We start from the raw sequence: 12278 nt of genomic DNA, 5'->3' as shown, positions 1-12278 counted from the left end.
TTTGCGGATCCGAGAACGTATAAATGACCGAGGACAATCCGAACCTTCCCGATCGCCCTGAAGATTTCGATGCAGAGGCGCCGGAAACTTTCGAAAGCCCTCATCAACTCTATCGCCATTTGCGCGCGGAATGCCCGGTGGCACATTCAAATGCTTATGGCGGGTTCTGGGCGCTTACCCGGTACCAGGATATTGTTGACGCGGTGACGGACAATGAAACCTTCATCACGTCGAAAATCAACGTGATCCCGAATATGTCGATGGGCAAGCGCCGCCCGCCGCTGGGGAAGGATCCGCCTGAACACACACCTTTCAGGCGTGCGCTCGACAAGACCCTGCGGAATGCCCGGATACAGGCTCTGGAACCAGTCCTGCGGGCCCATGCCGTGCGGGAAATGAGCCGCATCGTTGCCGATGGCGTGACCGATATTTCACTGGATTTTGCCACCATCTTTCCGGCCTGGGTCGCGGTGGAGTGGCTCAATCTCGATGAAACCCATGCCCCGCTTTTGGCAGAAGTCGCCCGCCTGTATAACGTCGCCTGGCGGGCTGAGGATACCGAGGCTGTGGTGCGGACCAGCGAGAAACTTTACGATATCGCCGCTTCCGTCGTGAAAGATCGCAAGGCCAACCCGCGGTCGCCGGAGACGGACCCGGCATCCGCCCTGCTGGCCGAACGGACAGAGTTTGGCCCTATCCCGGAAGAATATGTAATCGCAACGGTGCGGCAGGTTCTGGTCGTGGGTCTCATGGCGCCGCCGCCATTGTTCGGCAGCATGTGCGTGCATCTCGCCTCCGATCCCGAATTGCAGCAATTGCTGCGTGACGAACCGCAGCGGATCCCTGCGGCAATAGAGGAATTGCTGCGCCTCTATTCACCCTATCGCGGCTTCGCGCGCACTACGACGCGCGATTATGAACGGCACGGCCGCACCATCCCGGCTGGGGAGCCTGTGACGATGGTGTATTCCTCGGCCAATCGTGACGAACGGGTTTTTGATGACCCCGACAGTTTCCGGTTCGACAGGGAAAACATCCGTTCGCATCTCGCTTTCGGGCGGGGCGTCCATCAATGTGCGGGCTCCGGCCTGGTCCGGCTGGAACTGCGCATATTCCTGGAGGAACTGCTCTCCCGCACGAGTGAAATTCACCTGAATGGTGAGATCGAAATGGCGCGTATGCCCGAACTTGGGCCTGCGGCCACCCCCCTCAGGCTTGTCCCCGCCCGGTGATGGCCATTCAAGGACGGAGAAGAAAGCCATGTTCAGCAAGGGCGTGATGCAGTTCCGCAAGGCGATCGCTGGCGCGGCTTTGCTTGCCGTGCTTTGCCCGCAAGCGGCCTATGCCCATCCCGTCAGGGGCGAATTATATGATGGCGCTGCCCCCGGTTCTGAAACCTGGTCAGAGGCCCGCGTGGTCCTGGAGGACGGCGAAAGGCGAGCAGTCTACAACACCACCCAGCCAGTTTATGAACTCCATCTCCCACGTCCTGAACGGGCATCCGGTGCCGGCGTGGTGATGCTGCCCGGCGGAGGGTTGCGTATGCTCGGCACGGGCGGAGATCTCCATGACGAGGTCGACGCATTGGTGGCGGAAGGCGTCGCGGTCATGGTGCTGGAATATCGCACTCTTCAAATGGCGCCGGGCGACATCGAACGTTCCCGCGCACCGCGCCCGGGAAATGCGCCTCCGCCGAAATTTCCGAAGATGGAAATCAGGCAGGGGAATGCGAACCCGTCTCCTGATGACCCCGTTCTGGCGGAAGTGCTGCGCCTCGCGACGCTGGATGCGCGGACCGCTTTGCAATTGATGCACGATAAGGCGGCAGAGTGGAATCTGGACCCCGACCGCATTGGTGCAATGGGCACTTCGGCGGGTGGGGGAGTGGCCTTTGGCGCGCTTCTGGCTGACGCGCCGGTGGAGGAAAAGCCCGATTACCTGATATCGATTTACGGGCCGTCCCTGCAGGATATTCATTCCCCCGCAGGCGATGCGCCCCCGCTTTTCCTCGTCACGGAAGCGGATCACGGGCCGGTAACGGACGGCCTGATCGATGCCTTCCGCATCTGGAAGGACGCCGGCCACAAGGCTGAACTGCATGTCTACGAAGTGCCGAACTTCTCCATGACCGTGGATCTCTGGGGTGCGCGCCTGTTCGACTGGATGCGGGAACGGGGAATACTCGATCCCGGCAACTGATCCGGTTCGGATACCGGAAGGGAGTGATACCATGTTCCTGTCCCTGATCGCACTGGTCATGCAGCTTGCCGGGCTGCCCGCATCGGCGGAAGAACCCGCTGGCTTTCGATGCAGCGATCTGGCCGGGCGAAATGGTGATGTGGAGATCATCAGGGCGACGAATATCGCGCCCGGATCGGCGGTGAAATCAGAGGCCGGGGGCTATTATTCGGCGCAACCTGTGAATGTTCCTTTCTGCCGCGTCGAAGGCCTGATCGAAGGAGATATCGGCTTCGAGCTATGGCTCCCGGAAAGCTGGAACGGCCGCTTGCTCGGCGCGGGAGTCGGGGGTGATGCGGGCGTTTATAATCTGGCCGACATGTCGCTGCGTATCGGCCAGGGATTTGCCACGGTGACGACAGACACCGGCCACAAGGCAAATGAAGAGCATTGGATGCTCGATGGCCGGAAACGGGATAATTACGAACATCGCGCTGTCCATCTGACTGCGCAGGCGGCGCGAAAACTGGCGAAGGAGTATTACGGCCGCCCCGTCGACCATGCCTATTTCACCGGATGTTCGGGTGGGGGCAGGCAGGCGCTGAAGGAAATGCAGCTTTACCCGCATGATTACGATGGTGTGCTGGCGGGCGCGCCCGCGCCTTACATGCCTTTGCAGTCAGTCCGGATGCTGTGGTTTTCGCTTGAGCAGCAAAAATATCCCGATGCGGCTCTGAGCGATGCGGACTGGAGCCTGTACGAACGGCGCGTGACCCGACAATGCGATGCGGACGATAACGTGACCGATGGCATTATCGAAAATCCCGCCACTTGCGATTTCGATCTTTCGCAGCTTGCATGCAGCGCCGATGCGGATGGCGAGTGTATTGCCGCACCGCAATTGGCCATGCTCGCCCGGATCGTCTCGCCCATGCGCGATTCATCGGGGGGAAGCCATGGACCGCGGCCTGTTTCCCGGCGTTCGCACGCGACCGGGGCCTCCATCTCCGCTTCTGCGGGCAATGTGGGCCGATGGCGTGCAGGGCGATCCCGGTTGGGACGAAATGACGTTCGACAAGCGCCGCGATCTCGGCCTTGCCAATGAAAGGATGCCCGAATTGCGGGCCGACAGCACCGATATCGCGGCCTTCATGGAGGCCGGGCACAAGGCGATCATCTATCAGGGCTGGCAGGACCCTTCGACGAATGCCGGCCCCGCGATTGATTACCTGGCCAGACTTTCAAGGGAGCATGGGAAGATTTCGGACAGTGTGCGCATGTTCATGGTGCCGGGCATGTATCATTGCGGCGGTGGTCCGGGGGTGGATGTTTTCGGCGGTTCGAACCAAAAGCCGATTGCGCCCGGCGCCGATCCTTCGCGTGATATGTTGTGGGCGCTGATCGACTGGGTGGAGAAGGGCAGGGCACCAGGCAGCATTGTCGGCGCGAAGGTGGTGCCCGGACAGCGCGGATTTACCCGAAGATTATGCCCCTTTCCGCAAGTCGCACGCTATGACGGAATCGGTCCTGAAACCGATGCCCGTTCTTATGATTGCGCCATTTCTCCCGCGCTGGAACGGCTGCTTGACTGACGCTGGCAGGGCGGTCGGGCGGGAAACGAAGGCGCCTTTCTCAGGGTGCTTTCATGGGTATCGAAATGGAGGAAGCATGGTCGCTTCCCCGGTGCACGGTAAGTTCCACCGGCCGTGCCGCCATGGGCGGTTGCTGATAGCTCTGGCCAATGTCGGATGTCACCGCCAGTTGCAGGTGATGTCCGGCGCGCAGAACATATGAAATGGGGGAGAAGTCGAAACGGACCCGTGCAGGCTCGCCCGGGACAAGGGGCTGTATGTCTTCGGCATATCCGCGATGCCAGGAGAGCTTGCTGGCCCAGGGCAGCTGATGCTCCGCCCGCCACGATGCCCGGATGCGGCCATCGGTGATGTAGGATACCGTCCCATTCGGCGCGACATCCTGCAACATGGCATAGACATTCGCGTCGGGCTGGTCGGCGCTGATCCACAGGTCCGCAGTAACGGTTCCGGCAATTTCACGCGCCTGCTCAAAGGGCTGCGTGTCAAATAGCAGGCTCCCCCTGTTTGTTTGAGAGAAGTCACCGGTAAATGCCCTTGCCAGTGGAGTATAACGGCCATCGAACCATCTGGCGCCACCGGGCGCGAGGATAGCAGCTTTGCCGAATGCGGGTTTCGTCCGGGCGAGAATTCCTTCTTCCGCCAGCCACAAGGTTTCACGCGGGAGGTCCGGCCACTGCGAAGCGGTCTGCCACTCTTCGCCCGTTCTGGCATTCATCGTGTACCAGGTGATGGCCGGGCGATCTGTGCCGTTATCCTTGCCCTTTGCGTAATGGTCGAAGAAATCGATCGTGATACCCGTCAGATCGAGATCCGCATCACGAAGCCCAAGGCTTTCTGGTGCCCGGTTTCCGTGAACCCAGGGGCCCATGACAAGCCGCCCGTTCCACAATGCCTGCCCTTCAAGCTGCCCGGCCACGGCGGCATCGTACCATCCGCCCAGTTGCAGGATGCCGATGCCGGAATCGCGCAGCGTTTCCCACTTGGTCATGGCCGTATCGGCCAGGGCGGGGCGGTATCCGGCGAACTCGTTCATGCCGTCGCGCGGCATGTTCAGCCAATATTGGCCCAGCATTGGCGCACCGCATTCCTGTTCGGCCCTGGCCTGCTTCAGAAGCGAGCCATCCGGGTCAGCATCTACGGGGACGGGTGGCGGAGGGGTGAAATTGCCCGGGCGCGCGCCAGAAGAAGACGGATCGCATTCGCCGGCATATGGCTTGGCCGAGGTTTCTATCATCGGCACACCGTTGATAGCGACTGCATCGTCGAACAGCATCGGGCTGGCGCAGGCAGGCGCGATTGCGACGAGACTGTCTGGTTCAAGGGTTGCGACCAGATATTGCCAGGCCCCCTGGTTGGAACAGCCAACCGCCAATGTCTTGCCAGAGCTGAAGTCCTGACTGGCGGCCCAGTCGATGACAGCTTTCGCATCCCGGGCATCCAGCTGGTTCACGAAGCCGGTTTGCGTGCCGAAGGACGCACCCGTTCCACGGCGATCCTGCGCGACCCAGACATAGCCGGCATCGAGAAAGCGCTGCATGTTCGCGCGGGAGCTGCCTGTTCGATCTTGCGTCACGATGACGGGCAGCGGCTCCTCCACAACCCGGCCATCCTTTAACGGGCGGTGGACTGTGACAGCGATCCGTGTGCCGTCGAAACTCTCGATATAGAGAGAGCTTTGCCCGTCCTGGGGGGCAATCGCGGAGTTCTGGTTTTCCTTTTCCATCGTGGTGCAGCCCGTCACCGCGATCGCCGCCGCAATAGCCGAAATAGTGGCGCCAAAGCCCGATTTCATATTGTGCCTCTCCATCGATCCCGTGGGGATGCTCGTTTGGCTGGATTTGTTCCGCAAGCGCTTGCATAAAAGTCGGACTGGCGGCAGGCCGCCGCCGGAATTGCAACATTGCCCGGATTGCGGCACCTGTTCAGGGGAATGGACAGGATATGACCGGCAAAAAACAGGCCCCCAAGCTCGAGGATGTTGCGCGCGAAGCGGATGTTTCCACCGCAACGGTAAGCCGTTTCGTGAACAATCCCGCCGTCGTGGCGAAGGCGACAGCGGACCGCATTCGGGCAGCTATCGAAAAGACGGGCTATATCCCGAACGCGCTTGCCGGAGACCTCGCCTCTCAGCGCAGCCGCATGGTCGCGGTGCTTATCCCCCATCTGGAGAACTCGCTGTTTTCGGACATGATCGAACGTATGGTGGGGGAACTCACCAGCAGCGGTAACAATGTCATGCTGGGTCTTACCGGCACTTCGCAGAAGCGTACCGATGCGCTTGTCAGGGTAGCCCTGGCCCGGCGGGTCGATGCGATCGTTTCTACCGGGCCGGTGGACGACGATCTGGCGCGGCTGGTCGGCAGAACGCGCAGTTTATGGATCGAGGTGTGGGACTTGCCGGATAATCCGGTGGGCATCGCCATCGGGTTTTCGCACCAGGATGCAGGGCGCGATATCGCCCGCTTCCTTGTGTCGAGAGGGTATCGGCGCCCGCATCTGGTGACGGCGGACAGTCCCCGATCGCAGAGGAGAAAGCAGGGTTTCCTCGACGAATGGATGGAACTGACCAGTTCCGTTCCGACAGAAGCGCATGTGGATGTCCCCACCCGGTTCGGACATGCGCGCCGCGTCTTCGCCGATCTGCGACATCTGGAGGAACGGCCGGACGTGATAATCTGCGGGTCGGATCATCTGGCGCAGGGGATCATCGTCGAAGCGCAGGCCGCGGGGCTAAAAGTCCCGGACGATCTGGGCGTCATCGGCTTTGGTAACAATCAGATTGCCGGCGAAATGCGGCCGACCATCACCTCGATTGACGTGGATGGTGAACGGATCGCGCGCGAAGTCATGGCCGCCATCAAACGCCATCAGGAAGGCCAGGATTTTCCTGTCCGCGCGATAGATGTGGGTTTCCGCCTGATCGCCCGCGAAAGTATCTGACCCGACAGGGTCGAAAAGGCACGACAAGAGGATGCGTTGCAAGCGCTTGCGCAAATCGATAGTTTCTCCGCGAAGAAGCGGGGCTTGCGCCCACGCCGGGGGGAGTTTCACCTGTGTCGCAGATATTTCTCGCTGTGGGCGATCTGGCCATGGATCGGGACGATTATGACGAGAGCTTCGTCGCCACACGCTCGGTTCTGAACTCCGCGGATCTCGTTTTCGGGCAATTGGAAACGAGTTTTGCCCACACGGGCACGCGCCTGCCGCAGGCGCGCCACGCGGTTCTTGCTCGCCCCGATGGCGCCATTGCCCTGGCGAAAGCTGGCTTCGATTTCATATCGATGGCCGGGAATCATTGCATGGACTGGGGGCGGGAGGCGTTTTTCGAAACGCGGGCAAACCTTGAGGCGGCGGGAATTTCAGTAGTCGGTGCGGGCAGCACCATCGCGGAGGCACGCAAGCCGGCAATCCGTGTGCTGGGGGATGGCACAAGGGTGGCCATGCTCGCCTATTCAAGCATTTTGCCGCAGGATTACTGGGCGACAGAAAATCGCCCGGGTTGTGCGCCCATGCGTGCCCATACTCGGTATGAGCAGATCGAACATGATCAGCCCGGCACACCGGCGCGCATCCATACCTGGCCGCATCGCGAGGATCTTGCGGCCATGCAGGAAGATATCCGCAAGGCGCGCGAGCAGGCGGATATTGTTTTCGTATCGCAGCATTGGGGCATTCATTTCGTGCGGGCGAGCATTGCCGATTATCAGCGCGATGTTGCCAAAGCGGCGGTCGAAGCGGGGGCCGATGCAGTAATTGGCGGACATGCACACGTAATCAAAGGTTGTGAAATGATCGGCGGAAAGCCGGTTTTTCATTCCCTGTGTAATTTCGCGACCGATCTGAGAATGGATGAGGCGCACGCGAAATCAAAGAGTTGGAACGAGATTCGCGCGCTTGCGGAGGAATGGGAGCCTGACCTTGAGGGGCTTTACAATTTTCCGCGTGAATCCCGCTTGGCCATGGTCGCGCGATTTGAAATTGCGGAGGGCAGGGTGCTGAAATCCGGTTTCCTGCCCGTGACGATCGGCCGGGATGCCGTCCCTCATTTTGCGGAGCCGGGTTCGGAAGATCATGCAGATGTTCTCTCCTACCTGACCGCAGTGACGCAGGAGGCGGGGCTCAACGCGACTTATCGCGTAGGCGACAACATGATCGAAATCGGGAACTCAGCCTGACCGTGGCGAAGGACGATACGGCGGGGGTTTCTGGAAGTATCTGCTAATCACGTTCAATCCAAGGTGTCGCGCCCTTAAAAATATTTTCCACTTTGGTCCACCGCTCGATGTATCGCGTCCGCGGTAATAGTCGAATTTCAATTTAAACAGCCCGAAAAAATCGGCTGCGCGTCTGAATGATAACGCTTGCATGAGAATTTTCTCCGACTTATTGGGAGGGTGGAAGGTGAGCGCCGACGGAGAACGCAAAGATCGCAAGAGCGAGCGATGCGACGGCGCAATAACCGCGTAAAGCGGAACTTGGGGAGAAGAATAATGAGGAGCAGGAACTGGATAGGCGGTTTCGGCATTTCGATGTTTGCGCTTGCAGTGTCGTCAATGCCCGCAGTCGCACAAGATCAGGACAGGGCAGCCGACGCCGAGGAAGCCCGGGATACGGTTATCCTCGTCACTGGCAGTAGAATTCGCGGGATCGATCCCACGGGTTCTCCCGTCATCGGGCTTGGGCGCGAAAATATCGAAATGAGTTCGGGAACGACGACGACCGAAATTCTCTCCGAACTGCCACAGGTCTTCAATCTGGGCGCGACGGATGCTTCCTTCACCTCGGCCAACAACCAGAATGCGAACCGAACGGCAGGAACCGGCGTCAATCTGCGAGGATTGGGCACGGAATCCACGCTGACGCTGATCGACGGACGGCGTGTCGCAGCCGGCGGCACACAGAGCCAGTATTTCGATCCTTCCGTTATCCCGACCATGGCTATCGGCCGGCTCGAGGTTCTGCCTGATGGCAGCTCCGGCATTTACGGTTCGGATGCGGTCGGCGGCGTGGTGAACATACTTCTCCGCAAGAATCTTGACGGTGCGGAGGCGATGGGCCGCGTAAAATTTGCCGATGGCTTCGAGGAATATCAGGCCGGCGCGGCAATCGGGAAAGACTGGTCGACGGGTTCGCTGCTTGTTGCCGGCGAATATGTGGAACGCGGCACGCTGTTCGCGGCGGATCGGAGTTTCTACACTGACGATCTCCGGCCTTATGGTGGCCCCGATCTGCGGTCCGAATTTTCTTCCCCCGGCAATATTACTGCCGGCGGCGTCACATATGCCATTCCCGACGGAGACGGCACGGGCCTGACACAAGCCGATTTCACGGCAGGAACCCGCAACCTGCAAAGCGCCTATCTGCTTGGCGCGGCCTTGCCGCCCCAGGAACGCTACAGCTTTGCGGGGACTTTCGAGCAGGATCTGGGCAATGTGTTCAGCGTCTATGCTCAGGGCGTGATAGCCCATCGTGAAAGCATCCGCCCGCTGGGTCCGCTATCGGCCCAGTTTGACGTGCCGACCTCCAATCCATTCTATGTGAACCCGGGCGATCCGGGTGACCGCGTCACTGTCAGCTATTCCTTCATCAACGATAATGGATCGATCACTGGCGAAGGAAAGCAGGATTTCATTCATGTGACAGGTGGGCTCAACGCAGATCTGGGCGCGTGGAACGCAAATGTGTTCTATGCTTATGGGGAAAACAAGGAACGGTCGTCCAACCCGCAGATCGACAATGCAGCCCTGCAAGCTGCACTGGCGGATAGCAATGCCGCCACCGCCTTCAATCCGTTCTCGTCCAACGGCAACAATAATTCGGCAACCATCGCCGCCATTACCGGCGGGGAATTCCGCGTCGACACGAATTATTACATCGATGAATTCGGTGCTTCGCTCGACGGGACCTTGTTCACCATGCCGGGCGGTGATGTGAAGCTGGCCATCGGCGTCAGCAGGCAGGATATCAACTGGCAGGATCTGGCGCCATTCCAGACAGACCTCAATCGCACCGTGGATTCCGTGTTCGGGGAGCTTTTCGTACCAGTCCTGGGAGGCGAGGGGCCGGCACTCAATATTTCCGCAGCGGTGCGTTACGACGATTATTCCGATATCGGGGACACGACCAACCCAAAGATCGGCGTGAACTTTATCCCGGTGGATTCCCTCACCATTCGCGGCAGTTTCGGCACCTCTTTCCGCGCGCCGACGCTTGCCGATACGGGATCGCCCTTCAACCAATATGCGACCTTCTTCGATAGCGACAACGTGGCGCGCCAGGTCCTGTTTCTGAGAGGCGGCAATCCGGGGCTGGAACCGGAAACCGCGACGACCTGGTCTTTCGGTGCCGATTTCGAGCCTGACTGGGCACCCGGCCTGCGCCTTTCCGCAACCTATTACAATGTGGACTACACCAATCGCATCGCTACGCCGGGTAATGACCGTCTGGCCTTGCAGAAGCCGGAACTGGCGCCTGTGATAACGATTGGCCCGGATCTGGCCCGCGTGGTGGAAATCATCGAGGGCGGGCTGTTCAGTGCCGTTCCCGCTGATCCTTCCGATGTTTACGCGCTTGTCGACGGGCGAAAAGTGAATCTCGGCGCTCTCAAGACCGAGGGCCTTGAATTCATCGGTTCCTATAATGGCGTGACGGACTGGGGCGGTTGGCGCGCCGGCTTCAACGCCGCCTATATCCTGAATTTCCGCCGCTCGATCATCACTGGCGCACCGCTTAGCGATGTGGTGGACACCATCAACAATCCGGCGCAACTGGCGGCTCGCGCTTATGCCGGTGCCGATATCGGTGGGTTCTCGGCCACTCTGTTTGCCAAATATCTTGGCGGATATGAAAACGACACGGTGGCGCCTGTCCAGGATGTGCCTTCGCATGTCGAATTCGATCTGGCCCTGCGTTACCGGATCGATTCTCCGTTTGCGATTATGGAAGGTGTGACGTTCACTCTGGATGTGGAGGACATCTTCGACAACAACCCGCCCTACGTCCAGAACGGGAACCTTGCCTTCGATCCGAATGCCCATGACATGGTCGGCCGGACCGTGGCCCTTGGGGTGAGGGCGAACTTTTAGGGTCGGAGTATCTGGCTGGAAATACGAGAACGCCCTGTCGTCCACTGGCCGGCAGGGCGTTCTGTCATAACTGTCTTATTCGGGGTTCCAGCCTGACACCGCCTTCAGGAAGGCTTCGGTTTCTGCGGATGCCTGCATTTCCGCGGGGGGGAAATAGCTGAGCTTGACCACGACTGTTTCAGTTGCGGCATCGACATAGATGTACTGACCCTGCAAGCCGAGGGCGGTGTAAGCTCCATTGTCGAAATTCCACCATTGCATGGAATAGCCCATCTGCCCGGCGGGCACGGGCTCTGTCGGACGGGTGGAACTGGCCACCCATTCGGGGTCCACGATCTGGCGCCCATTGCCCCTGCCGCCATTCATCATCATCAGGCCGAAGCGAGCGAAGTCGCGAAGCGTGGCATTGAAGCCCGCTCCGTTGAACTCGCGCCCTTCGCCCGGTTGGCCATCCATGATGAAGAAGCCATCGCGTTCCGCCCCCAGCGGCTCCCACAGATTTTTCGTCATATAGGCGGCAATCGTGCTCCCGCCGCTTACCCGTTCAACCAGCAGGCCCAGGACGGCGGTATCCAGGGTCTTGTACTGGAATACTTCTCCGGGTTCGTGAATGCGTCGGATCGTGCGGGCTGGTTCGACGAAGCGCGTGGCATTCTTCACCAGTGCGGAGATATGGTTGCTGGCGGCGATCCCCGGATTCTCGAAGTCGTAGCGCTCCTCGTAATCGACGCCGGAACGCATTTGCATGATCTGCCGGATAGTGACCCCTTCATAGCCGCCGCCTTTCAGTTCGGGCAGATAGGCTTCGATCGGATCGTCCAGCGATTTGATGCGCCCTTCGCCCAGCGCGATCCCGACCAGGATGGAGGTGAAGGACTTGGTCATGGACCAGCCCATGAACCGAGTCCGCTCGTCACTATTGTTCCGATAATTCTCGTAGACGATGCGGCCGTTCTTCATCACCAGCATGGCGTTCGTATATGTCCGGTCGAGGAATTCTTCGGGCGTGTAGGTCTTGCCTGCGAATTCATATGTGAAGTCGAGCGGATGATCATCGCGTTCGAGCTGCCATGTCTGGCCAGCGCGTGGGACGGAGCGCGTGGTGAACAACTCGTCCATGCTGCGGAAGGTGAGGCTGTTGATGTTTTCGTCCAGCATCGACCAGCGCAATATCTGCACCGCGTTCGGAACGTCTGACGGTGCGTCAGCCTGCAGTGGTGGCGGCAAGCTGACCTGGGCGAGGGCACTTGCCGGAGCCATTGCCGCAGCCAGAACGGCGGCGCTGCCCAGAACTGATCGCAGGAACCTCGTCGTTTTCATGATATCCTCCCCTGTTTCGGGGAAGTGTACATACAGGCGGGCGGCGGTGTTAGTTCGAAATGGCTCGCTGCCCGGCTTTGCCGGGAACCGGTCGGTTGTC

General features: G+C 59.9%; 9 protein-coding genes. 7 read left to right on the top strand and 2 right to left on the bottom strand.

All coding sequences use genetic code 11. The annotated features are described in order from the left end of the window. Positions 1–23: 23 nt before the first annotated feature. The 4 genes from WYH_RS04470 to WYH_RS04455 are packed head-to-tail and all read left to right on the top strand — an operon-like array spanning position 24 to position 3770. Positions 24–1232, top strand: coding sequence for a cytochrome P450 (locus tag WYH_RS04470; RefSeq protein ID WP_046902877.1), 1209 nt, complete (start codon positions 24–26; stop codon positions 1230–1232). 28 nt (positions 1233–1260) lie between these two features. Next, a complete protein-coding gene (locus WYH_RS04465) occupies positions 1261–2199 on the top strand; it encodes an alpha/beta hydrolase (RefSeq protein ID WP_046902876.1) in 939 nt (312 codons plus the stop codon). A 31-nt stretch (positions 2200–2230) separates the two neighbouring features. After that, a complete protein-coding gene (locus tag WYH_RS04460; RefSeq protein WP_046902875.1) occupies positions 2231–3283 on the top strand; it encodes a tannase/feruloyl esterase family alpha/beta hydrolase in 1053 nt (350 codons plus the stop codon). Continuing rightward, a complete protein-coding gene (locus tag WYH_RS04455; protein WP_046902874.1) occupies positions 3243–3770 on the top strand; it encodes a tannase/feruloyl esterase family alpha/beta hydrolase in 528 nt (175 codons plus the stop codon). Before WYH_RS04460 ends, WYH_RS04455 begins: the two co-directional genes overlap by 41 nt. A 40-nt stretch (positions 3771–3810) precedes the next feature. Here WYH_RS04455 and WYH_RS04450 read toward each other — a convergent pair whose 3' ends face one another. Further along, entirely contained in the window at positions 3811–5565 is a 1755-nt protein-coding gene (locus WYH_RS04450) for a CocE/NonD family hydrolase (RefSeq protein ID WP_053833393.1), read from the bottom strand. 149 nt (positions 5566–5714) lie between these two features. On the opposite strand from WYH_RS04450, the gene WYH_RS04445 reads away from it, so the two are divergent. The 3 genes from WYH_RS04445 to WYH_RS04435 all read left to right on the top strand — a co-directional run bounded on the left by WYH_RS04445 (position 5715) and on the right by WYH_RS04435 (position 10858). Next, positions 5715–6713 (top strand): LacI family DNA-binding transcriptional regulator, encoded by a 999-nt coding sequence (locus WYH_RS04445; protein WP_046902872.1) that lies wholly within the window; start codon positions 5715–5717, stop codon positions 6711–6713. 113 nt (positions 6714–6826) lie between these two features. Continuing rightward, positions 6827–7948 (top strand): CapA family protein, encoded by a 1122-nt coding sequence (locus WYH_RS04440; RefSeq protein WP_053833392.1) that lies wholly within the window; start codon positions 6827–6829, stop codon positions 7946–7948. Between the two features lie 378 nt (positions 7949–8326). Further along, positions 8327–10858: a TonB-dependent receptor domain-containing protein gene (locus WYH_RS04435; RefSeq protein ID WP_046902871.1), complete on the top strand. Its 2532-nt coding sequence runs from the start codon at positions 8327–8329 to the stop codon at positions 10856–10858. A gap of 75 nt (positions 10859–10933) precedes the next feature. On the opposite strand, the gene WYH_RS04430 is transcribed toward WYH_RS04435, so the two are convergent. Next, positions 10934–12178, bottom strand: a complete 1245-nt coding sequence (locus WYH_RS04430; protein ID WP_046902870.1) for a serine hydrolase domain-containing protein — start codon at positions 12176–12178, stop codon at positions 10934–10936. Positions 12179–12278 lie beyond the last annotated feature (100 nt).

It is taken from the genome of Croceibacterium atlanticum (assembly GCF_001008165.2).
GTDB classification, from domain to species: Bacteria; Pseudomonadota; Alphaproteobacteria; order Sphingomonadales; family Sphingomonadaceae; genus Croceibacterium_C; species Croceibacterium_C atlanticum.
The sequence above is the reverse complement of the archived record's forward strand: the minus strand, read 5'-3'. Positions and strand labels throughout refer to the sequence as shown.